The organism is Jiangella aurantiaca (genome assembly GCF_004349105.1).
Classification (GTDB): domain Bacteria; phylum Actinomycetota; class Actinomycetes; order Jiangellales; family Jiangellaceae; genus Jiangella; species Jiangella aurantiaca.
On sequence record NZ_SMLB01000044.1, the window covers coordinates 26,459 to 53,391 of the forward strand.

26 protein-coding genes are annotated in these 26,933 nt (G+C 72.1%); 1 reads left to right on the forward strand and 25 read right to left on the reverse strand.

Features of this window, described 5'->3' with window-relative positions; translation table 11 throughout:
* Position 1 precedes the first annotated feature (1 nt).
* The 16 genes from E1262_RS23395 to E1262_RS23475 all read right to left on the reverse strand — a co-directional run bounded on the left by E1262_RS23395 (position 2) and on the right by E1262_RS23475 (position 16,094).
* The gene (locus E1262_RS23395) at positions 2-982 is read right to left on the reverse strand and encodes a F0F1 ATP synthase subunit gamma (protein ID WP_132106151.1); all 981 of its coding nucleotides are present in this window, start codon (positions 980-982) and stop codon (positions 2-4) included.
* Positions 983-1,032: 50 nt separating this feature from the next.
* A complete protein-coding gene (atpA, locus tag E1262_RS23400; protein ID WP_132106153.1) occupies positions 1,033-2,712 on the reverse strand; it encodes a F0F1 ATP synthase subunit alpha in 1,680 nt (559 codons plus the stop codon).
* Positions 2,713-2,770: 58 nt separating this feature from the next.
* The gene (locus E1262_RS23405; protein ID WP_132106155.1) at positions 2,771-3,586 is read right to left on the reverse strand and encodes a F0F1 ATP synthase subunit delta; all 816 of its coding nucleotides are present in this window, start codon (positions 3,584-3,586) and stop codon (positions 2,771-2,773) included.
* 3 nt (positions 3,587-3,589) lie between these two features.
* Entirely contained in the window at positions 3,590-4,171 is a 582-nt protein-coding gene (locus E1262_RS23410; RefSeq protein WP_238993026.1) for a F0F1 ATP synthase subunit B, read from the reverse strand.
* A 2-nt stretch (positions 4,172-4,173) separates the two neighbouring features.
* Complete coding sequence (gene atpE, locus E1262_RS23415) at positions 4,174-4,377, reverse strand: ATP synthase F0 subunit C (RefSeq protein WP_046771352.1); 204 nt, start codon at positions 4,375-4,377, stop codon at positions 4,174-4,176.
* 29 nt (positions 4,378-4,406) lie between these two features.
* The gene (gene atpB, locus E1262_RS23420) at positions 4,407-5,192 is read right to left on the reverse strand and encodes a F0F1 ATP synthase subunit A (protein WP_132106157.1); all 786 of its coding nucleotides are present in this window, start codon (positions 5,190-5,192) and stop codon (positions 4,407-4,409) included.
* Positions 5,193-5,598: 406 nt separating this feature from the next.
* On the reverse strand, positions 5,599-6,048 hold the full coding sequence (locus E1262_RS23430; protein WP_132106161.1) for a hypothetical protein: 450 nt from the start codon (positions 6,046-6,048) through the stop codon (positions 5,599-5,601).
* Between the two features lie 52 nt (positions 6,049-6,100).
* On the reverse strand, positions 6,101-7,216 hold the full coding sequence (locus E1262_RS23435; protein ID WP_132106163.1) for a glycosyltransferase family 4 protein: 1,116 nt from the start codon (positions 7,214-7,216) through the stop codon (positions 6,101-6,103).
* 14 nt (positions 7,217-7,230) lie between these two features.
* Entirely contained in the window at positions 7,231-7,938 is a 708-nt protein-coding gene (locus E1262_RS23440; protein ID WP_132106165.1) for an L-threonylcarbamoyladenylate synthase, read from the reverse strand.
* Between the two features lie 7 nt (positions 7,939-7,945).
* Positions 7,946-8,815 (reverse strand): peptide chain release factor N(5)-glutamine methyltransferase, encoded by an 870-nt coding sequence (gene prmC / locus E1262_RS23445; protein WP_132106167.1) that lies wholly within the window; start codon positions 8,813-8,815, stop codon positions 7,946-7,948.
* Entirely contained in the window at positions 8,812-9,903 is a 1,092-nt protein-coding gene (prfA, locus tag E1262_RS23450; protein WP_132106169.1) for a peptide chain release factor 1, read from the reverse strand. The genes prmC and prfA overlap by 4 nt, the downstream gene beginning before the upstream one ends.
* 90 nt (positions 9,904-9,993) lie before the next feature.
* Positions 9,994-10,215, reverse strand: coding sequence for a 50S ribosomal protein L31 (rpmE, locus tag E1262_RS23455; protein WP_092623147.1), 222 nt, complete (start codon positions 10,213-10,215; stop codon positions 9,994-9,996).
* A 241-nt stretch (positions 10,216-10,456) separates the two neighbouring features.
* Positions 10,457-12,430 (reverse strand): transcription termination factor Rho, encoded by a 1,974-nt coding sequence (rho, locus tag E1262_RS23460; protein ID WP_420810558.1) that lies wholly within the window; start codon positions 12,428-12,430, stop codon positions 10,457-10,459.
* A 373-nt stretch (positions 12,431-12,803) separates the two neighbouring features.
* Positions 12,804-13,706 carry a homoserine kinase gene (thrB, locus tag E1262_RS23465; RefSeq protein ID WP_132106173.1) on the reverse strand — a complete coding sequence of 301 codons (903 nt, stop codon included), beginning with the start codon at positions 13,704-13,706 and terminating at the stop codon, positions 12,804-12,806.
* Entirely contained in the window at positions 13,703-14,788 is a 1,086-nt protein-coding gene (gene thrC, locus E1262_RS23470) for a threonine synthase (RefSeq protein ID WP_238993027.1), read from the reverse strand. Before thrC ends, thrB begins: the two co-directional genes overlap by 4 nt.
* A 13-nt stretch (positions 14,789-14,801) precedes the next feature.
* Positions 14,802-16,094, reverse strand: coding sequence for a homoserine dehydrogenase (locus E1262_RS23475; RefSeq protein ID WP_132106177.1), 1,293 nt, complete (start codon positions 16,092-16,094; stop codon positions 14,802-14,804).
* Between the two features lie 167 nt (positions 16,095-16,261).
* On the opposite strand from E1262_RS23475, the gene E1262_RS23480 reads away from it, so the two are divergent.
* A complete protein-coding gene (locus E1262_RS23480) occupies positions 16,262-18,622 on the forward strand; it encodes an ATP-binding cassette domain-containing protein (protein WP_132106179.1) in 2,361 nt (786 codons plus the stop codon).
* Between the two features lie 36 nt (positions 18,623-18,658).
* Here the strand turns inward: E1262_RS23480 and E1262_RS23485 are convergent, their stop codons facing one another.
* From E1262_RS23485 to E1262_RS23520, 9 genes are all read right to left on the reverse strand, one after another.
* Complete coding sequence (locus tag E1262_RS23485; protein ID WP_132106181.1) at positions 18,659-19,264, reverse strand: response regulator transcription factor; 606 nt, start codon at positions 19,262-19,264, stop codon at positions 18,659-18,661.
* On the reverse strand, positions 19,261-20,394 hold the full coding sequence (locus E1262_RS23490; protein ID WP_203454275.1) for a sensor histidine kinase: 1,134 nt from the start codon (positions 20,392-20,394) through the stop codon (positions 19,261-19,263). Before E1262_RS23490 ends, E1262_RS23485 begins: the two co-directional genes overlap by 4 nt.
* A 23-nt stretch (positions 20,395-20,417) precedes the next feature.
* A complete protein-coding gene (locus E1262_RS23495) occupies positions 20,418-20,645 on the reverse strand; it encodes a hypothetical protein (RefSeq protein ID WP_132106185.1) in 228 nt (75 codons plus the stop codon).
* 68 nt (positions 20,646-20,713) lie between these two features.
* Positions 20,714-21,658 carry a S1C family serine protease gene (locus E1262_RS23500; protein WP_132106187.1) on the reverse strand — a complete coding sequence of 315 codons (945 nt, stop codon included), beginning with the start codon at positions 21,656-21,658 and terminating at the stop codon, positions 20,714-20,716.
* A gap of 248 nt (positions 21,659-21,906) precedes the next feature.
* Positions 21,907-23,316 (reverse strand): diaminopimelate decarboxylase, encoded by a 1,410-nt coding sequence (gene lysA, locus E1262_RS23505; protein WP_132106189.1) that lies wholly within the window; start codon positions 23,314-23,316, stop codon positions 21,907-21,909.
* Positions 23,317-23,318: 2 nt separating this feature from the next.
* On the reverse strand, positions 23,319-24,977 hold the full coding sequence (gene argS / locus E1262_RS23510; RefSeq protein WP_132106191.1) for an arginine--tRNA ligase: 1,659 nt from the start codon (positions 24,975-24,977) through the stop codon (positions 23,319-23,321).
* Positions 24,974-25,249, reverse strand: coding sequence for a helix-turn-helix domain-containing protein (locus tag E1262_RS23515; protein ID WP_132106193.1), 276 nt, complete (start codon positions 25,247-25,249; stop codon positions 24,974-24,976). The genes argS and E1262_RS23515 overlap by 4 nt, the downstream gene beginning before the upstream one ends.
* A gap of 578 nt (positions 25,250-25,827) precedes the next feature.
* Positions 25,828-25,956 (reverse strand): hypothetical protein, encoded by a 129-nt coding sequence (locus E1262_RS31810; protein WP_275261804.1) that lies wholly within the window; start codon positions 25,954-25,956, stop codon positions 25,828-25,830.
* 195 nt (positions 25,957-26,151) lie between these two features.
* A complete protein-coding gene (locus tag E1262_RS23520) occupies positions 26,152-26,652 on the reverse strand; it encodes a mycothiol transferase (protein WP_132106195.1) in 501 nt (166 codons plus the stop codon).
* Positions 26,653-26,933: the final 281 nt, after the last annotated feature.

The following is a 26,933-nucleotide window of genomic DNA, read 5'->3' on the forward strand; positions in this document are numbered from 1 at the left end:
CCTACTCGCTCCCTGCGGCCGCCAGCGCGTCCGCGCCGCCGACGATCTCGCTGATCTCCTGGGTGATCTCGGCCTGGCGTGCCGAGTTGGACTCGCGGGTGAGCGACTCCTGCAGCTCACCGGCGTTGTCCGTGGCGTTCTTCATGGCCCGGCGCCGGGCCGCCCACTCAGACGCCGCTGCGTCGAGCAGCGCCGTGTAGACGAGGTTGCCGGCGTACTGCGGGAGCAGTGCGTCGAGCACCTCGTCGGCCGACGGCTCGAACTCGTAGAGCGGCAGCACGTCGGTGCGCGCCGGCCGGCCGTTGCCCGCAGCACCCGAGCCCGTGCCCCCGTTGTCGGACCGCACCGCGCCGGCCTCGGCGTGGTGGATCTCTTCGGGCACGTCCTCGACCATGATCGGGAACAGCCGGCGGGCCCGGACCTCCTGCGTGACCATGTTGCGGAAGTGCGTCGAGACGATGTGGATCTCGTCGACGCCGCCCTCCTCGGTGGGCGTGTTGATGGCGTCGAGGATGTCGTCGGCGATCTTCCGGGCGTCGGCGTATGACGGCTTGCCGGTGAACCCCACGTACTGGCCGCCGAGCTCGCGGCCGCGGAACGTGAACCAGCTGACGCCCTTCTTGCCGACCACGTACGGCACCACCTCCTGGCCCTGCTCACGCAGCAGGCCGGCCAGCGCCTCGCTCTGCCGGATGACGTTGGCGGAGTAGGCGCCGGCGAAGCCGCCGTCGCTGGTGACGACCAGGATGGCTGACCGGCGCGGCTCCTCGACGCCCTCCAGCAGCGGGTTGTCGAGGCGGGCCCGCTCGGCGGCCGCCTCCATGGCCCGCACCAGCGCCTGGCTGTACGGCCGCGCCGCCTCGGCGAACTGCTGGGCCCGGGCGATCCGCGAGGTCGCGATCAGCTCTTGGGCGCGGGTGATCTTCTTGATGGACTCGACAGAGCGGATGCGCTGCCGCAGCTCACGAAGTTGAGCTCCCATTACGCGGGCGACCTCCCTTCAGTGCCTCGGTCGGACGTGACGGTCACGGCTCACTCGCCCGCGTCGGGACGGGCGGCCTCCTGGATGGCCTCCGCGTCGCGCCTGCGCCGGCGCAGCACCGTCAGGTCCTCTTCGCCCTCGCCCAGGGCCTCGACCGGCTCGTCCTTGATCAGCGGCTGGCCGGACACCGTGACGTAGGTCTGCTTGAAGTCGTCGATCGCCTGCTCGAGCGTCTTGACGACCTCGTCGTCGAGCTTGCCGGAGGCCTCGATGCTCTCGAAGACCGCTCCGTGCTCACGGCCGACGTAGTCGAGGAACTCGCCCTCGAATCGGCGGACGTCCTCGACCGGGACGTCGTCGAGCTTGCCGGTGGTGCCCGACCAGATCGACACGACCTCGCGGCCGACCGACAGCGGCGCCGACTGCGGCTGCTTGAGCAGCTCGGTGAGCCGCTCGCCACGCTCCAGCTGCGCCTTGCTGGCGGGGTCGAGGTCAGACGCGAACGCGGCGAATGCCTTGAGCTCGTTGTACTGGGCGAGGTCGAGGCGCAGCGTACCGGCGACCTGCTTCATCGCCTTGATCTGCGCGTCGCCACCGACCCGGGAGACGGAGATACCGACGTTGATGGCCGGGCGGACACCCGCGTGGAACAGGTCCGTCTCGAGGAAGCACTGGCCGTCGGTGATGGAGATGACGTTGGTCGGGATGAACGCCGACACGTCGTTGGCCTTCGTCTCGATGATCGGCAAGCCGGTCATCGAGCCGCCGCCGAGGTCGTTCGACAGCTTCGCGCAGCGCTCGAGCAGCCGCGAGTGCAGGTAGAAGACGTCGCCGGGGTACGCCTCGCGGCCCGGCGGGCGGCGCAGCAGCAGCGACACGGCGCGGTACGCCTCGGCCTGCTTGGACAGGTCGTCGAAGACGACGAGGACGTGGTAGCCCTGGTACATCCAGTGCTGGCCGATGGCCGAGCCGGTGTACGGCGACAGGTACTTGAAGCCGGCGGCGTCGGACGCGGGGGCGGCGACGATGGTGGTGTACTCGAGCGCGCCCGCCTCCTCCAGCTGCTGCCGGATGCCGGCGATGGTGGAGCCCTTCTGGCCGGTGGCGACGTAGATGCAGCGGACCTGCTTCTTCTTGTCGCCGCTCTTCCAGTTGTCCAGCTGGTTGAGGATGGTGTCGACGGCGACCGTGGTCTTGCCGGTCTGCCGGTCACCGATGATCAGCTGGCGCTGGCCCCGGCCGATCGGGGTCATGGAGTCGATGGCCTTGATGCCGGTCTGCAGCGGCTCGGCGACCTTCTGCCGCTGCACGACGCTGGGAGCCTGCAGCTCCAGCGCGCGACGAGTCTCGGCCTTGATCTCGCCCAGCCCGTCGAGCGGGGCGCCCAGAGGGTCGATCACCCGGCCGAGGAAGGCATCGCCGACCGGAACCGACAGCACCTCGCCGGTGCGGCGGACCGTCTGGCCCTCCTCGATGCCGGCGTAGTCACCGAGCACCACGACACCGATCTCGCGCACGTCGAGGTTCAGCGCCAGCCCAAGGGTCCCGTCCTCGAACTCCAGCAGCTCGTTGGCCATGGCCGAGGGCAGGCCCTCGACCCGGGCGATGCCGTCGCCGGCGATCGTGACGTGGCCGACCTCTTCGCGGACGGCGGCCGCCGGCTGGTAGGACTCGACGAAGGCGTCGAGCGCCTCGCGAATCTCCTCGGGACGGATTGTCAGCTCCGCCATCGTTGCTCCTGCTCTCTTCGCTCTTCGAACGGTGGTCTCAAGTCTGGGTGGATGCCGGTCAGCCGACGACCAGCTGCCGGCGGGCGGCGTCCAGGCGGCTGGTCACGGTGCCGTCGACGACCTCGTCACCGAGCTCGACCCGGATGCCGCCGACGACGTCAGGCTCGACGACGACGTTCAGCAGGACCGGACCGCCGGCGCGGACCGCCAGCACCCGTTCCAGCCGTTCGCGGTGCTCGACGCCGAGCGGGGTGGCGACGTGAACCACGGCCACCCGGCGCTCGCGCAACCGCGCCGCGAAGTCGGCGATACGGGCCAGCTCCGCCTCCAGGCTACGCGCCCGGCGGTCGAGGACCGCGTGCTCGATGAGCGCCACGGTCTCCGGCGCCGCCTTGTCCTGCAGCAGCGACCGCACCAGCTGCCGCCGTGCATCGGCGGGAGCGGCGCGGTCGATCAGGGCCGACCGCAGGTCGCGGTTGCCGCGCACGACCAGCCCGAAGCGGAAGATCTGCTCCTCGACGTCGTCGAGGCGGCCCGCCGACCGGGCGGCGAGGAGCACTGCCTGGAGGCCGAACTCCTCGGCCGAGGAGGTGAGGTCGCCCGGGTTCGCCCAGCGCTCCCGCGCGGCCGCGGCGAGGACGTCCGTGGCGGCCGGCTCCATGCGGTCACCGAGCAGCCGGCGCACCAGCGCCTCGCGGTCGTCGGGCGTCCGGCCGGTGTCGGTGAGCGCACGGCGCACCGACGGACGGGAGTCGAGCAGGTTCGCGAACGCGAACAGAGCGTCGCCGACCGCCGACGCGCGGTCGGCGGCCTGGTCGACGATGCTCTCGAACCGCAACCGCAGTCCGCCGTGGCTCTCGTTGGTGTCAGGCATTGCTCACGAATCCCCTGGGGCCGTCGTCACGGCGTCGGAGGCCTGGGCGGTCTCGAGGTCGGCCAGGAACCGCTCGACGACGCGGCGGGACCGGTCGTCGTCCTGCAACGACTCGCCGACCACCTTGCCGGCCAGTGTGGTCGCCAGCGTGCCGACCTCGCCGCGCAGCTCGCGCATCACTTGGTCGCGCTCGGCCTGCAGCTGCGCCTCGGCCCGCGCGGCGACCCGCTTGGCCTCGGCCTCGGCGTCCTCGCGCGCCTGCGCGATGATGGCCGCCCCCTGCTGCTTGGCGTCCTCGCGGATGCGAGCCGCCTCGCTGCGGGCGTCGGCCAGCTGGGCGCGGTACTCCTCGAGCAGGCGCTGGGCCTCGGCCTGCGCCTCCTCGGCCTTCCTGGCGCCGCCCTGGATGGCGGCGGCACGCTCCGCGTAGGTCTTCTCGAAGATCGGGTAGACCTTCGCGCGGAGGAAGAAGAACAGCAGAGCGAAGGCGACCAGACCGACGATCAGCTCGGAGGTGTGCGGCAGCAGCGGATCGGGACCCTCCTCCGCCGCCATCACCGCGATCGGTGCCATCGAGAGAGCCATGATCAGATGGCGAACGCGAGGCCGATGGCGATGATGAACAGCGCCTCGGCAAGGGCGAAGCCGAGGATCGCGATGCCCTGGAGGACGCTGCGCGCCTCCGGCTGGCGAGCCACGCCGTTGATGTAGGCAGCAAAGATCAGACCGATGCCGACGCCCGGGCCGATGGCCGCGAGGCCGAGACCGACCATGTTGAGCGAGCCTTCCATCTTTCTTCCTTTCCTTTTTAAGGTGAAGCTCAGTGCTCGTGGGTGAGAGCGCCGCCGATGTAAATGGCGGAGAGCAGGACGAAAACGTAAGCCTGGAGGATCTGGACGAATGCCTCGAAGAAAGTCAGCACGATGCTGAACAGAATCGACACGCTGCCGGCCGCTACTCCGACGACACCCGAGTACTCGAGAAGCAGATATTCGCCACCCAGAATCGTCAGCAAGAGGACGAGGTGCCCGGCGAACATGTTGAACGTGAGACGGAGGGTGAGCGTGAACGGCCGCACGATGAAGGTGGAGAAGAACTCCAGCGGCGCCAGCAGCGGGTAGATCGCCTTCGGCACGCCGGGCGGGAACATCATGTTCTTGAAGTATCCGCCGAAACCCTGCCGCCGGATGCCGACGTAGTTGTAGATGACCCACGAGATCAGCGCCAGGAACAGCGGGATCGCGATCTTCGAGGTGGCCGGCAGCTGCAGGACCGGGATGATGCCCGAGATGTTCAGTACGGCGATGAAGCCGAACAGCGTCACGAGATAGGGGACGTACTTGATGCCCTCGCGGCCGATGGCGTCACGCGCGATTCCGTCGCGCACGAATCCGTAGACCGCTTCGCCGGCGAACTGCAACTTGCCGGGGACGAGTGTGCTGCGCCGGGCCGCGAAGTAGAAGAAAGCGCCGACGGCGACGGTGCCCAGCACGATGACGAGCATCGGCTTGGTGAAGAACGTACCCTCGCCGAACAACGGCGGGAATTCGAAGTCGGCCGGCCCGGGACTGTGGAAGCCCGACTCGGCCACGATCCGAGTGCTCACGGGGTCCTTTCTTCAGCGCGCTCGCGGACGCGCCCGACGAGGAGGTCCAGGTCAGGGCTTACCGTATCTGACCCATACGAGGTACAGAGCGGCACCCATCCCTACCAAGAGCCCCAGTACGAGGAAGACGCGGCTGTTGAGCCACTCGGAGACGAGCCAGCCGACGCCACCCCATACTGCTACTCCGGACACGACCAGTGCGAAGGCATCCCACGCACCGTTCTGATCCGTCCGACGTGTGTCATCGGGATCGTCCGGACTCATGGCGCCTCGAATACTACTGGGTGCCCTTGCCGGTAACGAAATCGGGTCCCACTGTTCCCCTTTGCCCTTGTGGGACTCGTGCCCGCGCGGGACCTCGCGGTCGGCGTCCACTCACCACCCGCGCCCGCCGTCACGGGCAAGGTCATTCCGGGCCGCCGACGCGGGCCGTGGCGCTCCCCCGCTGCGCGTTCTCGCGGAACATCGTCACCGCGTAGGTGAGGGTGTAGACCAGTGCGCAGGCCATCAGCGACAACCCCAGCCAGCGCTCGTCGACGCCGTCGATGCTGGTCAGGACGCCGAGCGCGATGAAGATCAGCGCCAGCCGCAGCGAGTACGTCACGATCAGCACGCCGGCCCCGGCCAGCCCGCTGGGCGGCAGGTGGCGGGCCAGCAGGACGGGCAGCGATCCGCTCGCGAAGAACGCGATGACCAGCACCGTCGCGACGACGGCGGACCACAGTCCGGCGCTGCCCGCGGTGAGCGCCGCAGCCACGGCACAGCCGGCACCGACGGCGAGGGTGAGCAGCAGAGCGGGCCGGGCGGCCGCGGCCGGGCTACGCCGGCGCGAAGGTGGGGAAACGGATTCGGTCATGGCGGCCCCAGCCTACGTGGCGGCGTCCTCTCTCGGCACGACGTGCCATTTCTCACACCGCGGCCGGATGTCCACGGCGGAAGAGCCGGCGCGGATGGCCGGTGGTGAACGCGATCATCACGACGACGGCGAGCGCCAGCAGCACGTAGGTAGTCCAGCCGCCGACCAGCGCGATGACCACCAGGCCGCCGGAGACCAGCGCCGCCCACACCCACATGATCGCGACCGCGCGCCACTGCGAGTGGCCGATCTCGAGCAGGCGGTGGTGCAGGTGCATCTTGTCCGGCGCGAACGGCGACTTGCCGGCCCGGGTGCGGCGCACGACGGCGAGCATCATGTCGAGGAACGGCAGCAGGATGACCGCCAGCGGCAGCACCAGCGGGAGCAGCGTGAGCAGGAAGCTGGAGGTGTCGACGTCCTGGCTGGGCAGCCGGCCGGTCAGACTGATCGACCCGGCGGCGAGCAGCAGCCCGATCAGCATCGCGCCGGAGTCGCCCATGAAGATCTTCGCCGGGTGCGCGTTGTGCGGCAGCAGCCCGGCGCAGATGCCCACCACGACGATCGACACCAGCGCCGACGTCGTCATGTACGAGCTGTTGTTGTTCTCGACCGACAGCAGGTAGGCGTAGGCGAAGAACGCCGCAGCACCGATACCGACCACGCCGGCCGCCAGCCCGTCCAGGCCGTCGACGAAGTTGACCGCGTTGGTGGCGCCCACCACCAGCACGACCGTCATGATCGCGCCCTGGGTCTGGTCGAGCACGAACGTGCCCCCCGGCAGCGGCAGGTAGAGCAGCTGGACGCCGAGCGCGACCAGCAGTCCGGCCGCGACGACCTGCCCGGCGAACTTGGCCAGCGCGGACAGCTCCCAGATGTCGTCGGCGACGCCGATGAGGCAGATGACGACGGCGGCGAGGATCAGCGCCCACGCGTCGCTGGACTCGGTGAACACGTTGCGCATGCGTGGCAGGTAGCTCGCCACCAGCATCGCGACCAGCATGCCGACCAGCATCGCGATGCCGCCGAGCCGCGGGACCGGCTCGCGGTGCACGTCGCGGTCGCGCGTCGGCGGCACCGCGCCGACCCAGTACGCGAACCGTCCCGCGAGCCCCACCACCAGGTACGTGACCGAGGCCGCGATGAAGAAGGTCAGAAGATACTCGCGCACCGGGCGACCGTTTCCTAGTTCCCTTTCCCTTGCGGGACTCGTTGCCCCCGGGGACCTCGCGGTCGGCTTTGGTGGGAACCCTCCGGGCCCTGCAGCTCGGGGACGACGGACTGCAGCTCGGCCAGGCCGAGGGCGCCCTGCCGGAGCACCCGCGGGACCGGGCCGGAGACGTCGACGATGGTCGACGGCGTGTCGCTCTCGGTGTCGCCGGCCTCCAGGTAGACGGCGACGCTGTCGCCGAGCTGGTCGCGGGCGTCGTAGGCCGAACGCGCCGGCGGCTGGCCGGTGACGTTGGCGCTGCTGACGGCGAGCGGGCCGGTGGTCTTCAGCACCTCGACGGCCACCTCGTGGTCGGGCATCCGCACCGCGACGGTGCCACCGGTGTCGCCGAGGTCCCAGCGCACCGACGGCTGCTGCCGGCAGATGAGCGTCAGCCCGCCCGGCCAGAACGCCTCGACCAGCGCGTCGATGGTCTTGTCGGTGATCGCGACGCCGCCCAGCGTGGCCGGCGAGCCGACCAGCACCGGCACCGGCATGTCGCGGCCGCGGCCCTTGGCCTGCAGCAACCCCGCGACCGCCTCGGGCGTGAACGCGTCGGCGCCGATGCCGTAGACGGTGTCGGTGGGCAGCACGATGAGCTTGCCGTTGCGGATGGCGCGGGCCGCGGCGGCGATGCCGCGCTTCCGCTTGGTCTCGTCAGAACAGTCGTACAGCGGACTCACGATGCCATCATCCCGCACGCCGCGCCGTGATGTAGCGTGGGCGGCCCGCGAGATCGAGATGGTCCGCGACCTCGGTCCAGCCGCCGTGCCGCCGGAACACCTCCGGCGCCGCCTCGCCCTGCACGTCGGCGTGCTCGGCGACCAGCAGACCGCCGGGCCGCAGCAGCCGCCCGCCGACGTCGGCGAGTACCCGCATGGCGTCGAGGCCGTCGGCGCCGGACCACAGAGAGGCAGGCGGGTCGTACTCGGCCACCTCGGGGTCGCGGATGGTGGCGTCGGCCGGGATGTACGGCGGGTTCGCGGCCACGACGTCGACCTGTCCGAGCAGCATCGACAGGCTGCGCTCGGCCACCAGCGCGACGTCGTCGCGGTGCACGATGACGGAGTTGCCGGCGGCGTTGCGACGCAGCCAGGCGACGGCGTCGTCCTCGCGCTCGACGGCGTGCACCATGACCGGGCGCACCTCGGTCGCGACGGAGATGGCGATGGCACCGGAGCCGGCGAACAGGTCGACGACGACGGGCACCCGGCCGGCCGCGGCCACCGCCGCCGCCTCGTCGATCGCCGCGCCGGCGGTCAGCTCGGTCTCCGGCCGCGGGATGAACACCCCCGGCCCCACCTGCAGCGTCAGGTGCCGGAAGTGCGCCTGGCCGGTGAGGTGCTGCAGCGGCTCGCGGCCGGCCCGGCGGCGCACCAGCTCCTCGAACCGGGGCGCGAACGAGGCGTCCGGCTCCGGCTGGGACAGCAGCGCGCCGCGCTCGACCCCGAGCACGTGCGCGGCCAGCGCCTCGGCGTCGTGCCGCGGCGACGGCACCTCGGCGGCGGCCAGCACCCCGGTGGCCGCGCGGAGCTGCTCGCGCAGCGGCGCCGCCGTCATGCGATGCCGCCCTCGGCGGTGGCGGCGAGCGCGGCCTCGGCGTCGGCGTCGACCAGCGACTGCACGACCGGGCCGAGGTCGCCGTCGAGCACGGCGTCGAGGTTGTACGCCTTGTAGCCGGTGCGGTGGTCGGAGATGCGGTTCTCCGGGAAGTTGTACGTGCGCACCCGCTCGGAGCGGTCGACGGTGCGCACCTGGCTGCGCCGCGCGTCGGACGCCTCGCGCTCGGCCTCCTCCTGCGCCGCCGCGAGCAGCCGCGCCCGCAGGATGCGCATGGCCTGCTCCTTGTTCTGCAGCTGGCTCTTCTCGTTCTGGCAGGAGACGACGATGCCGGTGGGCAGATGGGTGATGCGCACCGCGGAGTCGGTGGTGTTGACGCTCTGCCCGCCGGGGCCGGAGGACCGGAACACGTCGATGCGGAGGTCGTTCGGACTAATGACCGCCTCGACGTCATCTTCAATGGCCTCGGGCAGCACCAGCACGCCGGCGGCCGACGTGTGGATACGCCCCTGGCTCTCGGTGACCGGGACCCGCTGCACGCGGTGCACGCCGCCTTCGTACTTGAGCCGGGCGTACGGCGCGGCGCCGGGTTCTGGCGTGCCGCGCGCCTTCACCGCGACGGAGACGTCCTTGTAGCCGCCGAGATCGGACTCCTCGGCGTCGAGCACCTGGGTGCTCCAGCCGGCCCGCTCGGCGAAGCGCAGGTACATGCGCAGCAGGTCGCCGGCGAACAGCGCGGACTCCGCGCCGCCCTCCCCCGCCTTGATCTCGAGGATCGCGTCGCGGCCGTCATTGGGGTCGCGCGGCAGCAGCAGCATGCGCAGCCGCTCGGCGAGGCCGTCCTGGCGCGCCTCCAGCTCGGTGGCCTCGGCGGCGAAGGCGGCGTCGGCGGCGGCCAGCTCCAGAGCGGCGGCGCGGTCGTCGCCGGCCTGCCGCCAGGCGGCGTACGCCTCGACGATGGCCGACAGCTCGGCGTAGCGGCGGTTCAGCCGCTTGGCCAGCGCGGGGTCGGCGTGCACCGACGGGTCAGCCAGGCGCTGCTCGAGCTCGGCGTGCTCGGACACCAGCGTCTCGACACCTTCGAACACGGGTCGGCTCCTTCCGAGGACGCGGTGTGACGACGGCACAAAGGGGGCGGGGCGTGCGAAGAGAACCTCGCACGCCCCGCCCGGAGAGCTCTACTTGGCGTCGGCCTTCTTCTTGCCGTACCGCGACTCGAAGCGCGCGACCCGGCCGCCGGTGTCGAGGATCTTCTGCTTGCCCGTGTAGAACGGGTGGCAGGCGGAGCAGACGTCGGCGTGGATGACGCCGTTGGCCGCCGTGCTCCGGGTGGTGAACGTGTTGCCACAGGTGCAGGTGACCGTGGTCTCCACGTAGGCCGGGTGGATGTCGGACTTCATGCTGTGTACTCCTGGCGTGTCATGGGCCGCCGGGTCGGCACGACGGGGCGTCGCACCGTGAACCGGAGCCAGCAGATCAGTATTCCAGGCCGCGCCGCCGCCGCCAAACCGCGACGTCGAAGGCCCCGCACATCACCAGGATCACCCGACCCTCAACACGATTGCAGGCATAGTGACGCTCCAGAAAACCTCATGATGGCCCCTGAAACCCCGGCGTCCCGGACTGCGCGGCCCTGCGGGGTCAGTCGGCGTCCTTGGAGCCGTTCCCGCCGACGGCCGGCGTCGTCTTCTGGACCGTGAGCATGAACTCGGCGTTGCTCTTGGTCTTCTTGAGGCGGTCGAGCATCAGCTCGATGGCCTGCTGCGGGTCGAGCGCGGACAGAACGCGGCGCAACTGCCACATGATGGCCAGCTCCTCGCGGGAGACCAGGATCTCCTCGCGCCGGGTGCTCGACGCGTCGACGTCGATGGCCGGGAACAGGCGCTTGTCGGCGAGGTCGCGGCGCAGCCGCAGTTCCATGTTGCCGGTGCCCTTGAACTCCTCGAAGATGACCTCGTCCATCTTCGAGCCGGTCTCGACCAGCGCGGTGGCGAGGATGGTCAGCGAGCCGCCGTTCTCGATGTTGCGCGCGGCGCCGAAGAACCGCTTCGGCGGGTACAGAGCGCTGGAGTCGACACCACCGGACAGGATGCGGCCACTGGCCGGCGCGGCCAGGTTGTAGGCCCGGCCCAGACGAGTGATGCCGTCGAGCAGGATGACGACGTCGTGGCCCAGCTCGACCAGCCGCTTGGCCCGCTCGATGGCGAGCTCGGCGACCATCGTGTGGTCGACCGGCGGGCGGTCGAACGTCGAGGCGATGACCTCGCCCTTGACGGTGCGCTGGAAGTCGGTGACCTCCTCGGGCCGCTCGTCGACCAGCACGACCATGAGGTGGGTCTCGGGGTTGTTCTGCGTGATCGCGTGCGCCAGCGCCTGCATGATCAGCGTCTTGCCGGCCTTCGGCGGCGACACGATCAGGCCGCGCTGCCCCTTGCCGATGGGCGCGATGAGATCGATGATCCGCGTCGCCATGTTGGCGGCGTCGGTCTCGAGACGCAGCCGGTCCTGCGGGTACAACGGCGTCAGCCGGGAGAACTCGGGCCGCTGCTTGGCCGCCTCGGGGTCGGCGCCGTTGATGGTGTCGACCCGCACCAGCGCGTTGAACTTCTGCTGCTTCTCGCCCTCGCGCGGCTGCCGGACGGCGCCGGTGACGGCGTCGCCCTTGCGCAGCCCGTAGCGGCGGACCATGGCCAGCGACACGTACACGTCGTTGGGCCCGGGCAGGTAGCCCGACGTGCGGACGAACGCGTAGTTGTCCAGGATGTCGAGGATCCCGGCGACCGGGATGAGGACGTCGTCCTCGGTGACCGTCGGCTCCTCGATGCGCTCGCGGCTGCCACCACGGCGGTCACGGTCGCGATCGCGGTCGCGGTCGCGGTCGCGGCTGTTGCCGCGCCGGTCGCGCCGGCGCCGCCGGCGACCGCGGTCGTCGTCCTCGTCCTGGGCGTCGTCGCGTCCACCGCCCTGCCGGCCGCCGTCGGCGTCCTGACGCGCGTCGTCGCGGCGCGCGTCGTCGCGGCGCCGGCCGCCATCGCGGTCGCCGTCGCGGCCGCCCTGGCGGTCGCCGTCGCCGTCCTGACGGGCGGTCTCCTGACGGGCGTTGTCGCGGTCGCGCTGCCGGCCGCCGTCGCGGTCGTTCTGGCGGTCGCCGTCGCGGCCACCCTGGCGGCCCCGGCGGTTGTCCTGCCGCTCGGAGCGGCGTTCGGCCTGCTCGTCGTCGGCCGGAGCGTCGGTGCGCGCGGGCGCGTCGGCCGGCGTCTCGGCGCGGCTCGGCGCCTCGCCGGCCGGGACCTCCACGGCGGGAGACTCGGGAGCCGTGGCGTCGGCGGCGACCACGACCTCGTCGGGACGGAGCTCGGCGGCGGCCTGCGGCCGCTCGGCCCGGCGACGGGTACGGCCACGCGCGGGGGCCGGTGCCTCGGCGGCGGGCTGGTCGGTGGCGGCCGGGGCGGCGGGCTGCGCCGCGGACTCGACCGGAAGAGTGTCAGCGACGGCCGGCGCCGAGCCGCCGGACTGAGCCGCCTTGATGGCCTCGACCAGCTCGCCCTTGCGCATGCGGCCGGTGCCCTTCAGCCCGAGGCCGGCGGCGAGCTGCTGGAGCTCAGCCAGAACCATGCCCTCGAGGCCGGCTGCGCGGCGGCGCGCCGGGCGCTTCGCCGCGGTGGCGTCAGTGGACGACGCCGGAACGTCCGGCGTCCCACCGACGCCGGGGATCTCGGTATTAGTCACTCAGGGTCCTTCCCTGGACCGGCATCGGTTCAGACAAGCCGATGCATCGAACACCTCGGGTGGCTCCCGAGGAAAGGCACGACGCGAACTGATAGGCCGCCCCTCCGTGAGGTCCGCGCCAGCGAACCCCGGGGAGATGGGCGAAGACCATGGCCCTCGGCGACGAACGTCACCACCATGGGATACCGACCAGCAGAACGTCGGTGCACAGCGAGAGTAGCACGTCGCCGGCCGTTTGACCCACCCCCGTCCCCACCGCTCATGCGGTGGCGTACTCCACGACGGCACCCCGCGTGTCCACTTGCAACGCGCGGACGTCCCAGCCCTCGGCGAGGGCGCGGACGCCGCCGGCCTCGTCGCCGGTCGCGAGCACCAGAACCGTCGGACCGGCACCGGACACGACGGCCGCCAGCCCTTCCGCGCGCAGCAGCGTGACCAGCGCGAACGTCTCGGGCATCGCGGGTTCGCGGTAGTGCTGGTGCAGGCGGTCGGCGGTCGCGTCGAGCAGCAGGTCCGGCCGCCGCCCCAGCGCGTGCACGAGCAGCGCGGCCCGTCCGGCGTTGGCGGCGGCATCGGCGTGCGGGACGGCGTCGGGCAGCAGGCCGCGGGCCTTCTCCGTCGACACCTCGAAGGACGGGACGCACACGATCGGCGCGACGTCGGGGTGGACGTCGACGCGGGTCGCGCGGGCGGTGCCGGTGTCGTCGCGCCACGCCACCGTGAGACCGCCGAGCAGGCAGGCCGCGACGTTGTCCGGGTGGCCCTCGAGCCGGTCGGCCAGAGCGAGCGCGTCGTCATGCCTCGTCAGGCCGGTCAGCGCGCGCGCCGCGACGACGCCGGCGACGATGGCGGCCGCCGACGAGCCCAGCCCGCGGCCGTGCGGGAGCGCGTTCCGGCAGCTCAGCCGCAACGCCGACGGCTGCTCGCCGAGCTCGGCGAACGCGGCGCGCAGCGACCGGACCACGAGGTGCCGCTCGTCGAGCGGGACCGACCCCGCGCCCTCGCCGTCGACCGTCACCTCGATCGGGGTCGCGGGCCCGCCGAACTCCGCCGTCACCTCGACCTCGTCGTGCAGCGACAGCGCGAGGCCGAGCGCGTCGAACCCGGGGCCGAGGTTGGCGCTGGTGGCCGGCGTGCGGACGCGGACGGTGGCCGTCGTCACGCCAGGCCCAGCGCCTTCGCCGCGGCGCCGGCCTCGGCCGGCACGACGTAGGGGCGGATCTCGCCGTAGTAGGCGCTGGCGGTGTCGACGTCCTTGAGGCCGTGTCCGGTGACGGTGACGACGATGCGCTGCCCGGCGTCGAGGCGCCCGGTGCGGCTGTAGTGCAGCAGACCGGCGACCCCGGCCGCCGACGCCGGCTCGACGAACAGGCCCTCGCGGCCGGACAGCTCCTGCTGTGCGGCGAGGATCTGCTCGTCGGTGACGGCGTCGATGAGGCCGCCGGAGTCGTCACGTGCGGCGATGGCGAGATCCCACGACGCCGGGTTGCCGATGCGGATGGCGCTGGCCACTGTCTCGGGCGCGGACACCGGGCCGCCGTGCACGAACGGCGCCGCGCCTGCGGCCTGGAAGCCCCACATGCGGGGGCGGCGCTTGGCCGGTCCCGGATTGTCGGTGGCGTATGCGGTGTATTCCGAGTAGCCGAGCCAGTAGGCGGAGATGTTGCCGGCGTTGCCGACCGGCAGAACGTGCAGGTCGGGCGCGTCGCCGAGGTCGTCGACCACCTCGAACGCGGCGGTCTTCTGCCCGGCCAGCCGGTACGGGTTCACCGAGTTGACCAGCGCGACGGGGTACGTCTCCGACAACTCGCGGGCCAGCCGCAGGCAGTCGTCGAAGTTGCCCTGCACCGACGCGATGACCCCGCCGTGCACGACGGCCTGGGCCAGCTTCGGGCCGGAGATCTTGCCGTCGGGCAGCAGCACGACGGGGCGCATGCCCGCCCGGACGGCGTACGCCGCGGCCGAGGCGCTGGTGTTGCCGGTGGACGCGCAGACGACGGCCTCGGCGCCCTCCTCGGCGGCCTTCGAGATGGCCACCGTCATGCCGCGGTCCTTGAACGAGCCGGTCGGGTTGACGCCCTCGACCTTGAGGTACACCTCGCAGGAGGTCTGGTCGGACAGCCACGGCGCCGGGACCAGCGGCGTCCCGCCCTCGCGCAGCGTCACCACCGGCGTGGCCGCGGTGACCGGCAGCCGGTCGCGGTACTCCTCGATCACCCCGCGCCACAGCCGAGACTGAGTCACGACAGCCATCGTGTCACTCGCCTTCTACCCGCATCACCGACAGGACAGCACGAACGGTATCGAGTCGCGTGAGCCCGTCGACAGTCGCGGCCAGTGAGTCGTCGGTGGCCTGGTGCGTGACGACCACCAGTTCGGCGTCGTCGGGGCCCTCGGAGCGCTGCCGGACGGTCTCGATGGACACGTCGTGCTCGGCGAACACCGCGGCGACGGCGGCGAGCACGCCCGGGCGGTCGTCGACGTCGAGGCTGATGTGGTAGCGGGTGACCGTCTCGCCCATCGGACGGACCGGACGGTCGGCATACCAGGAGCCGCGCGGCCCGACGGCGTCGCCGAGGCGGTTGCGGGCCGCGGTGACGAGGTCGCCGAGGACGGCGCTCGCGGTGGGCACGCCGCCGGCGCCGGGGCCGTAGAACATCAGCCGGCCGGCCGCCTCGGCCTCGACGAACACGGCATTGTAGGCGCCGCGGACGCTGGCCAGCGGATGGGTGCGCGGCAGCATCGCCGGGTGGACGCGGACGCCGACGCCCTGACCGTCGGGGGACAGCTCACAGATGGCCAACAGCTTGACGACGGCGTTCATCGCCTTGGCCGACGCGACGTCGGCAGAGGTGACGTCGGCGATGCCCTCACGGTGCACGTCGGCGGCGACCACCGGCGAGTGGAACGCGATGCCGGCGAGGATCGCGGCCTTCGCGGCGGCGTCGAACCCCTCGATGTCGGCGGTGGGGTCGGCCTCGGCGTACCCGAGCGACTGCGCCTCCTCCAGCGCCTCGGTGAAGCTGCTGCCCTCGCTGTCCATGCGGTCGAGGATGTAGTTGGTGGTGCCGTTGACGATGCCGAGCACGCGCTTGATGCGGTCGCCGGCCAGCGACTCGCGCAGCGGCCGCAGCAGCGGGATCGCGCCTGCGACGGCGGCCTCGTAGTAGAGGTCGACGCCGTGCTTCTCCGCGGCCGTGTGCAGCGTCACGCCGTCCTCGGCGAGCAGCGCCTTGTTCGCCGTCACGATGGAGGCGCCTCGCTCCATGGCGGCCAGCAGCAGCCCGCGGGCCGGCTCGATGCCGCCGATGACCTCGACGACGAGGTCGACGTCGTCGCGCTCGACCAGCGCGCGGGCGTCGGCGGTGAACAGGCCGGGGTCGACGCCGGTGATGGAGCGGTCGCGGCCGAGCCGGCGGACGGCGATGCCGGCGAGCTCGAGCCGGGCGCCGGCCCGGGCGGCGAGGTCGTCGGCGTGCTCGTGCAGGAGGCGGGCGACCTCCGTGCCCACCACACCGCATCCGAGCAGTGCCACGCGCAGGCTGGCCATCAGTCCCCCTCCTTCACACCGGTACGCACGGGCACCAGTCTCCGGGAGGTCCGGACGATCTCGCGCGTTCTATCCATGATGCGAGACATCCGTCTCACCATACGTTGCGACACCGCAAGTCCTTCGTTGCCCCAGAGGGCCGCCCTCACCCCGTATCATCTTCGCGCGTGAGCGTGCTGCGGGTCACCGTCGGCGGGGTGACGCAGCACTTCCCGCCGTCGGCCGGCGACGTCCGGATCGGGCGGGCGGCCGGCGCGAACGTCGTCGTGCCCGAGTCCAGGGTGTCACGGCAGCACCTGGTCGTGTCGTACGACGGCGGCTGGGTCGCCCGCGACGAGGGCAGCTCCGGCGGCACCTGGCGCGACGGCGTCCAGGTCAGCGAGGTGCCGGTCGACGGCGCCGTCGAGCTGACGCTGGGCGGGCCGTCCGGGCCGGCGGTGTCGCTGGCGACCGGCACTGACGGCGCGCCGCCGCGGCCGCCGGGGACGATCCGGGTCGGCCGCGCGCCGGACAACGACATCGTCATCGACGACCTCCTTACGGCCCGGCACCACGCACGGCTCACGCCGAACGCCGACGGCTGGTTCCTCGAGGACCTCGACAAGCACCACCAGACGTTCGTCCGCGGCGCCGACGTCGAGACCGCCCAGCTGCGCGAGGGCGACGTCGTCACGTTCGGCAAGGTGCGCTTCGTCGTCACCGGCGACGGCCTGCTGCCGGTGCCGGACTCCCCGTCGAGCGGCGGGCTGGACGTCACCGACGTGCACTACGCACTGCCCGGCGGCAAGGTGCTCACCTCGGGCGTCTCGCTCGACGTCGCCGGGCCGCGGCTGGTCGCGCTGATCGGGCCGTCGGGGTCGGGCAAGTCGACGCTGCTGCGGCTGATCAGCGGCGAGCTGGAGCCGTCGCAGGGCTCGATCCGGTACCAGGGCATCGACCCACACCGGCAGCAGGAGGAGGTGCACGGCCGCATCGGCGTCGTGCCGCAGCACACCATCGCGCACGCCCAGCTCACCGCCCGTAAGGCGCTGCAGTACGCCGCTGAGCTGCGGCTGTCGCAGGACACCACGGCGGCCGAGCGGCGCCGGCGGGTCGAGGACGTGCTGGCCGAACTGTCGCTGGCCGAGCACGCCGACATCCCGGTGAAGCGGATGTCCGGCGGACAGCAGCGCCGGCTGGCCATCGCGTTCGAGCTGCTCACCCGCCCGTCGCTGCTGATCCTCGACGAGCCCACCGCCGGGCTGGACCCCGCGCTGGTCCGGCAGATCATGACCGGGCTGCGCGAGCTGGCCGACGGCGGCCGGCAGGTCATCGTCACCACGCACGACCTCGCCCACCTGGACCTGTGCGACGACGTCCTCATCATGCTGCCGGGCGGCCGGGTCGAGTACTTCGGCCCGCCGGATGGCATCGCGGCGCATTTCGGGACGGGTGACTGGGCGGACATCTTCGAGCGGTTGAACGCCGCGACGCCGCCGCCACCTGCGCCGGCCACCGCGGGACCCGGCCTGAGTGAGTGGGTGCGCCGGCTGAACCCGCTCACCTGGCTGGACCGCCTCAGCGGCTACGGCCGCCCGGACGCCGCCGACGCGCGTCGCCTGGCCCGTCTCGGGACGGCCGCCGGACCGCGCGCGGTGGGCGAGGCACCGGAGATCGTCGGCCCGCAGGCCATCGACCAGCGCCGGCGCCGGCAGCAGACCTGGGTGCTGATCCGCCGTCAGCTCCGCCTCATCTGGGCCGACCGCGGCTACGCCGGCTTCCTGATCGTGCTGCCGATGGTCCTCGCGCTGCTGACCTTCGCCATCCCGGACGAGACCGGGCTGGGGCGGCCGACGAGCCCGGGCAGCACCGAGGCGATGCGGCTGCTGGTCGTCCTCGTCGTCGGCGCCGCGTTCATGGGCATGGCCGCGACCGTCCGCGACCTCGTCGCCGAGCGGCGCATCTTCCGGCACGAGCGCGCCGCCGGCCTGATGCCGGACGCCTACCTGGCGGCGAAGATCACGGTGTTCTGCGGCGTCGTCCTGGTGCAGACGCTGATCCTGCTCCGGCTGGTGTACTGGTTCCGGGCCGGCCCGGAGGACGGCGTGCTGTTCGGCACGGGCAACGTCGAGGTGGGCGTGGCGCTGGGGGCGACGGCGATCGTGTCGGCGCTGCTCGGACTGCTGATCTCGGCGCTGGTGGCGACGCCGGAGCAAACCATGCCGCCGCTGGTGGTGGCGATCATGGCGCAGCTGGTGCTGTGCGGTGGGCTGATCGAGGTCACCGGGCAGGCGGTCGTGTCGCAGCTGTCCTGGCTGGTGCCGTCGCGCTGGGGCTACGCCGCGGCCGCGTCGACGGTGAACGTCACCGAGCTGGTCCCCAACGCGCCGGACGACGCGCTGTGGAGCCACAACGCCGTGGCGTGGCTGGGCGCGCTGCTGGCGTTGGCCGTGCTGGGCGCCGCCTACACCTGGCTGGCCCGCCGCCGCGGTGGGGCACGTCCTGGGTCTCAGTCACGTTTGCGGGCCCGAAACGGCCGTTCGGCGTGACACAGACCCAACACGTGACACAGACGTAGCCTCCGTTCACAGCCAGCCGTTGCGCTCGGCCACCCGCACGGCCTCGACCCGGTTGCGGGTGCCGGTCTTGCCGATGGCGCTGGACAGGTAGTTGCGCACCGTCCCCTCGGACAGGTAGAGCCTCCCCGCGACGGCGGCGACGCTGGAGCCGTCGCGCGACGCGCGCAGCACGTCGGCCTCGCGTGCGGTCAGTGGCGACGGGCCGGCGGCCAGCGACTCGACCGCCAGTGCGGGGTCGACGACGCGCAGGCCGGCGTGGATGCGGCGGATCGCGTCGGCCAGCTGCTCGGCCGGGCTGTCCTTGACGACGAAGCCGCCGGCCCCGGCCTCGATGGCCCGGCGCAGGTAGCCGGGCCGGCCGAACGTCGTCACGATGAGCACGCGGCACGACGGCAGCTGCTCGCGCAGCACGGCCGTCGCCGCGATGCCGTCGAGTCCCGGCATCTCCACGTCCAGCAGCGCGACGTCCGGGCGGTGCTCCAGCGCGGCAGCGACCACCTCGTCGCCGCGGTCGACCTGAGCGACGACCTCGAGTTCGGACTCCAGCGACAGCAGCGCGGCCATCGCGCCGCGGACCAGCGCCTGGTCGTCGGCGAGCAGCAACCGGATCACGTCACCATCATCGCGGCCGTGGTCCACCCGCCGGTCCCGTCGGGCCCGGCCTGCAACGTCCCTCCGGCCGCTTCGACCCGCTCACGCAGCCCGACCAGCCCCGACGAGGAGGGCGATCCCGGCGAGCCGCCGTCGGCGCCGTCGTTCCAGATTTCGATCGCGCCGGCCGTGACGGTGATCCGGGCGTGCCGCGCTTGGCTGTGCCGAACGACGTTCGTGACGGCCTCGCGCAGCACCCAGCCGAAGATCTCGCGCCGGTCGGCGGGGACGTGGTCGACGGCCCCGGGCAGCTCGGCCGCGATGCCGGCCGCCTCGAGCACCGTCGCCGCCCGCACCAGCTCCGAGGTCAGCGTGACGTCGCGGTAGCCGGCGACGGTGCCGCGAACGTCCTTGAGCGCCTCGCGCAGCAACCCTTCGACCTCGCGCAGCTCGGCCCGGGCGCGATCGTCGTCGGTGCCGGCCATGCGGCGAGCCAGCTGCGCCTTGACCGTCGCGGCGGTGAGGCTGTGGCCGACGACATCGTGCAGGTCGCGGGCGAAGCGCAGCCGCTCCTGCTCGATCGCCATCGACGCGATCTGCTCCTGCGCCCGGACGAGCCGCCGGTTGGTGTCGCGCAGCCGGAAGATCGCGTCGGTGGCCCAGGACGAGCCGAGTATGGCGACCAGGAACCAGACATTGACTTCCCAGTCCAGGCCGAGCGACCACGGGACCAGCACGACGGCGACGCAGATGCTGCCGATGGTGGCCCACGCCTCTCGCCGCGGCATGACGACGAGGGCGATCTGGCTCAGCGCGAACCACATGACCACGCCGTTCTCGCCGGCGAACCCGACCACCAGCGAGGCGAGCAGGCACAGCACCACGAAGCCGAACCGGCGGATCGCGCACGGCACCTCGACCCCACGCCGCCGAGCGGCCACCGCCTGGGTGAAGACGTAGTAGTACGCGATGAGGAACGCCACCAGCGAGAGGTAACCGAGAACGGCCCAGACCACCGGGTAGTGCTGCTGGTAGACCCCGGCAGCGGTCGGCGTCAGGATGACGGCCCACACCAGGGCGACGAACAGCGGCCTGCGCCGCTCGTCGTCCCGCGCCACGGGCGACGCAGTCTCGACCGGTGCGGGAGTCATCGCCGCCAACCTAGCGCGGCCGCTCATCGGTCCGCCCTGCCGTAGCGCCAGCGCACCAACGCGGCCAGCGCCAGCGTCCACGCCGCCAGCGTCAGCACCGCCCGCACGATGTCGACGGGCTCGCCGAACGGCGCCTGCGCGAGCGACGTGGTGGCGCCGGTCTCATTCCCCCACATCGCGTCGTACAGCAGGTACAGCCCGGTCGGCAGGCAGGCGGTGAGGATCAGCGCCGCGGTGGGTTGTTCGGTCATGCCTCCAGCGTCCGGCGGCGACGGCTCGTGCGGAGGTCACCGCCGTCCGGTTCTGGGGATGACAGTTGTCATGCCTGGTCGACCAGCTCGACCGGCCGGGCGATGACGTCGACCATGGCGCCGTTGCGGAACGTGGTGATCGGCAGCGGCACGTCGATGGCGTCGGCGAACATCCGCCGCTGCAGCGCCTGCGCGTCGTCGACCGGCTGACCCGCGACCGTGACGACCAGGTCGCCGGGACGCAGTCCGGCGACGTCGGCGGGGCTGCCCGGCTCGACGTGGACGATGCGGACGCCCTTGGTGCGGCCGATCCGCTCGGCCAGCGACGGCGGCACCGGCGCGGGCGCCGTCGCCACCCCGAGGAAGGCCCGCCGCACCCGGCCGTCGCGCAGCAGCGTCGTGACGATGCGGTTCGTGGTCACGTTGATCGGCACCGCGAGGCCGAGCCCGACCCCGGCGACGGCGGTGTTGATGCCCACGACCCGTGCGTTCGAGTCGGCCAGGGCGCCGCCGGAGTTGCCCGGGTTCAGCGCGGCGTCGGTCTGGATGACGTCCTCGATGATGCGGACGGTGCGGCCGCTCTGCGCCGGCATCGACCGGCCCAGCGCACTGACCACGCCCGCCGTCACCGACCCGGACAGCCCCAGCGGACTGCCGACGGCGACCACCAACTGCCCGACGGTGAGTCCGTCGGCGTCGCCCAGCGCGGCCGGCGGCGGGGTCTCGCCGTCGGCGCGGACCACGGCGAGGTCGGACAGCCGGTCCCGCCCGATGACGGTGTAGCCGACCTCGGTACCGTCGGCGAACGCCGCCGTTCCGCGGGACGACGTACCCACGACGTGCGCGTTCGTCAGCAGGAAACCGTCGCCCGTGAACACCACAGCCGACCCGGTGCCGACGATGCCTGTGCGGCCGCGCCGCTCCCCCTGGACCGCGAGGCTCGCGACGGACGGCAGCAGCGTGCGCGCCACCTTGGTGACCACCTGCGAATACGCGTCGAGCTCGTCAGCCACGGCGCACCTCCTGACGTTCGAGATGTGAGATGAACGCCGACGGCGCCGAGCCGCATCCCCGTGTCCGCCCACAGCGGAACTCCCGCCCGCCCCCGTTGATCTTGGAGTAACCGTGGGATCAATCGGGCGAATCGGACCGCAATACCACCGTTACTCCAAGATCAACGCGGTGAGCGGGCAGCATGGTCGGATGAGCACGCACTTCGACGTCGTCGACCCAGGCCCCAACCCGTTCCGGTCGCTGACGCTCAGCCGACGTCGAGGGCCAGCAGGTCGTCCTCGGTCTCGCGCCGCATGATGAGCCGGACCTCGCCGTCGCGGACGGCGACGACGGCGGCGCGGGGCTGGTGGTTGTAGGTGCTGGCCATGCTGCGGCAATACGCACCCGTGCCCGGGACGGCGACGAGGTCGCCGGCCGCGACGTCGTCGGGGAGGAACTCGTCCTTGACGACGATGTCGCCGCTCTCGCAGTGCCTGCCGACCACCCGCGACAGCACGGGCGCGGCCGACGACGCTCGCGACGCCAGGGTGCACGAGTAGTCGGCGTCGTAGAGGGCGGTGCGGATGTTGTCGCTCATACCGCCGTCGACGGCCACGTACCGGCGCGACGCGCCGCCGTCGAGCGGGACGGACTTGACCGTGCCGACCTCGTACAGCGTGAACGTCGACGGGCCGGCGATGGAGCGGCCGGGCTCGACGCTCAGCCGCGGCACGGCCAGGCCGTAGCCGGCGCACTCGTGCACGACGATCTCGGCCATGCCTGCGGCCAGGACGGCGGGCGGCTGCGGGTCGTCCTGGCTGGTGTAGGCGATGCCGAAGCCGCCGCCGAGGTCGAGCTCGGGCAGTTCCAGGCCGTGTTCGTCGCGGATGGCGGCCTGCAGGCCGAGCACCCGGCGGGCGGCCACCTCGAAGCCGGCGGTGTCGTAGATCTGCGACCCGATGTGCGAGTGCAGCCCGAGCAGATGCAGCGACGGCGACCTCAGCACCGCACGAACCGCCTCGGCCGCCTCGCCGGAGGCGATGGAGAACCCGAACTTCTGGTCCTCGTGCGCGGTGGCGATGTACTCGTGCGTGTGCGCCTCGACGCCGACCTTCGTGCGGAGGAGGACGGCGGCCCGCACCCCGCGCGCGGCGGCCAGCGTCGCCAGCCGGTCGATCTCCTCGAAGGAATCGACGATGATCCGCCCGACGCCCGCGTCGAGGGCCCGGACCAGCTCGGCGACCGACTTGTTGTTGCCGTGCAGGCCGATCCGCTCGGGCGGGAACCCGGCCCGCAGCGCCACGGTCAGCTCGCCGCCGGAGCAGACGTCGAGGTTCAGGCCCTCCTCGGCGACCCAGCGGGCGGTCGCGACGGACAGGAACGCCTTGCCGGCGTAGAAGACGTCCGCCCCGCCCAGCACGGAACCGAACGCGTCGCGGTACGCCCGGGCCCGCGACCGGAAGTCGCCCTCGTCGACGACGTAGAGCGGCGTGCCGAACTCGGTCGCCAGCTCCTTCACCGACACGCCGCCGACCCGCAGGACGCCGTCGTCGTCGCGCGCGACCCCTGCGGCCCACAGCCCCGGGTAGAGCGCGTTGACGTCCTCGGGCTCGCGCAGCCAGGACGGGCCGCGGTGACCGGCTTCCGCGTGCAGGGCGCCGGCTTCGTGTGCGCGCATGGTTACATCCGATCCGGTGCGACGACGCCGAGCAGGCCCAGGCCGTTGGCGAGCACCACCTTGGTGGCCTCGACCAGCCACAGCCGGGCGCGGTGCACGTCGGTGGTCTCTTCGTCGCCCATGGGCAGCACCCGGCAGACGTCGTAGAACCTGTGGAAGGTGCCCGCCGTGTCTTCCAAGTACCGGGCTATGCGGTGCGGCTCGCGCAGCTCGGCCGCGGTGGCGACGACGCGCGGGAACTCCGCCAGCGCCCCCAGCAGCAGCGACTCGCGCTCGTGGTCGAGCAACTCCGGCCGCAGCTCGCCCTTGTCGACGCCCAGCTCCGCGGCGTTGCGCAGGAGCGAGGCCAGCCGCGAGTGCGCGTACTGCACGTAGAAGACCGGGTTGTCCGGCGCGTGCTTCGTGATCTGGGCGACGTCGAGGGTGAGCGGGGAGTCGGCAGGATACCGGCACAGCGAGTACCGCAGCGCGTCGACGCCGGCCGCCTCGACCACCTGGCCGAGCGTCAGCATGGTGCCGGCCCGCTTGGAGAGCCGCAGTTCCTGGCCGTCCTGCACGATCTTGACCAGCTGGCCGATCGGGATCTCGATGTTCTTGTCGGGGTCGTCGCCGGCGCAGGCCGCCAGCGCCTTGAGCCGGCCGATGTAGCCGTGGTGGTCGGCGCCCAGCAGGTAGACGCAGACGTCGAAGCCGCGCTCGCGCTTGTCGACGTAGTACGCGGCATCGGCGGCGAAGTAGGTGTACTCGCCGTTGCTGCGGCGCAGCACGCGGTCCTTGTCGTCGCCGAAGTCGGTGGTGCGCATCCAGAGCGCGCCGTCGGCCTCGAACAGATGGCCCTTCTGCGCCAGGACGTCGAGCGCGTGCTCGACCCGGCCGTTCTCGTGCAGGCTGCGCTCGGAGTACCAGACGTCGAAGTGGGTGCGGAACTCGTCGAGCTGGGCCTGCTGCTCGGCGAGCTGCAGGCGGTAGCCCTCGTCGCGGAAGACGACGAGCTGCTCGTCGCGCGGGCGCTCCAGCAGGCCGGGGTTCTCCTTGACGACGGCCTGTGCGAGGTCGGCGATGTACTCGCCGTGGTAGCCGTCCTCGGGCACCGGCTCGCCGTGCGCCCGGGCCATGATCGACGCGCCGAACTTGTCCATCTGGCCGCCGCGGTCGTTGATGTAGAACTCGCGGGTGACGGCGGCACCGGCGGCCTCGAGCGCCCGGGCGAGGGCGTCGCCGACGGCGGCCCAGCGGACGTGGCCGAGGTGCAGCGGGCCGGTCGGGTTGGCCGAGATGAACTCGACGTTCATGGTGGTGCCGGCCAGCGCGTCGCCGTGGCCGTAGGACTCCCCCGCCTCGACGACGGCGCGGGCGAGCTCGCCCTGCGCGGCGGCGGAGACGGTGATGTTGAGGAAGCCCGGTCCGGCGATGTCGACCGCCTCGACGCCGCCGACCTCGCGCAGGCGGGCGGCCAGCAGCTCGGCCAGGGCCCGCGGGTTCGTGCCCGCCTTCTTCGCCAGCTGGAGCGCGACGTTGGTGGCGTAGTCGCCGTGGTCGCGGTTGCGCGGGCGCTCGACGGTCACCTGGGCCGGTACACCGTCGGGCAGGGCGAGGTCACCCGCGTCGACGGCGGCGGTGAGGACGTCACGTACCGCGGTGGAGAGCTGTTCGGGGGTCACCGGCCAAGCGTAGCCATTTCGGCCGCATCGTCGGCGCCCAGTCCGGCCAGCAGGTCGTCGAGGGACAGCCCGAGCACGTCGGCGACCGCCACGACGGTGAAGAACGCCGGCGTCGGGATGCGGCCGCGCTCGATCTTGCGCAGTGTCTCGGGCGAGATGCCCGCCTGTGTCGCGACGTCGACGATGCTGCGCCCGGCCCGGGCGGTGCGCAGCGCCCGGCCCAGCCGTTCGCCGCGTTCGCGCTCGGAGATCGTCAACGGGACACGCACCATGACAGTGATACTAATACCGGTGCGCGACGGTAGCGCCGATGGTCTCGACGCGCTCGGCCTCGGTCCGATGCCCGTCCCGGCCGCGGACCGCGAGGCTCGTCACCACGGCCACGACTCCGCAGGTCCGGCTCCGGCCCCGAGTTGATCACGTCAAGTAGGTGTGTGTGCCCGCTTTACCAGGCATCTGGTGATCCGTGAACACGCCTAGTCCGACGGCCATCGGCGGGTCGGAATGAGGCTCTCTTACTGCTTCCGTGGGTGTGTGGGCGCCTCAGGTCCGGTCGTGGAACGGTGCCGTCGCTGGTACCCGCGGAAGCGGCGGATGTCCGCGAAACCGCCGGACACGGCCGGGATCGCTCCGGCATCGGTCGGCGGGGCGGGCATCCGCCGGTTTCGCGGGCATCAGCTGGTGTCCTCACCCGCCGCGCGGACACCTCACCCGCCTGAACGCCATATGGCGCGTCGATGGGTCCCCGTCACGGCCCTCACCCGGGTGAGGTGTCGTCCGGGCGCGTGCCGACGATGCCGGGCGGGCTGGGCTGCCCGGCCGACGGCGTGACCACGCACCGCCGCGCCGATCACGCGATCTGGCCCACGATCGCCAGATCCGCAAGCCCGATGACGCCATCACCAGCATCATCGACAGGCCTGGTTAGGAGGGACTTCACCCCGTCACAGCAGGAAAACTCCCTCACGATCACGGTCATGTCCGCCACCGTCGGCATCACCACATGGTGACACCGGCCCACGGAAGCAGCAGAAGAGCCCGGAAATGATCACGTTCACCACGAAATCCCGTGCTTCACCAGGTCTGCAATCGTGGTGACGCTCGGGAAATCCCCATGACGGTCCACCCCACACGGAAATGCGCGGCTCGGACGGCCGGGGCACGCGCCGAGGGGCTACTCGCCGGTCCAGCCGTCGATGCGCTCGCGGATCAGGTCCGCGTGGCCGTTGTGCCGCGCGTACTCGCCGATGAGCTTCTGCAGGTTCCAGCGCAGGCTGCGGCTGTTGCCGGCGCCGGTGGAGTCGAGCGTGACGTGCTCGGCGATTCGCTCGTCGGCCAGCGCACGCATGCGCTCCCACGCCGCCAGCGACTGGTCGACCACGGAGGCGTCCACGTCGAAGTCCCACTCGGGCCCGTCGTCGGTGTACTCGCCCCACACGCCGCGCCACGGCCCGGCCGGCCCGAGGGCCCAGGCCGCGTAGGCATGCTCCATCTCCGTCAGATGCCGCACGAGGCCGACCAACGACAACGACGACGGCGGCACCGGCCGCTGCGCCAGCTGGCCGGCGTCGAGCCCGGCGCAGTTGGCCCGCAGCGCGTCGCGGTGGAAGGCGAGCCAGCCGAGCAGGATCGCCCGCTCGTCACCGTCCTGTGGTTCCGGCACCCGCTCGGCCATCGGCAGAGGCTAACAGCCACGGACTGGGCTCGACGACGGGCGGCGGCGTCGCGTAGCGTGTCGCGGCGCAGCGATGAGGAGGGCAGCGAGATGGCCGTCTGCGGCTCGTGCGGGAACCGCGTCTCGGAGCTGGCCCGTGAGTGCGCCCGGTGCCGCGCACCGATCGCGGCCTCGCCGGCACCTGTGGCCGCGGCGGTCCCGCCTCCGCCGTCCGGGCGGGTGACGGCACCGCCGCCCGCACCGAGGCCGGGAACCCAGCCGATCGACGTCGCCCCTTTCTC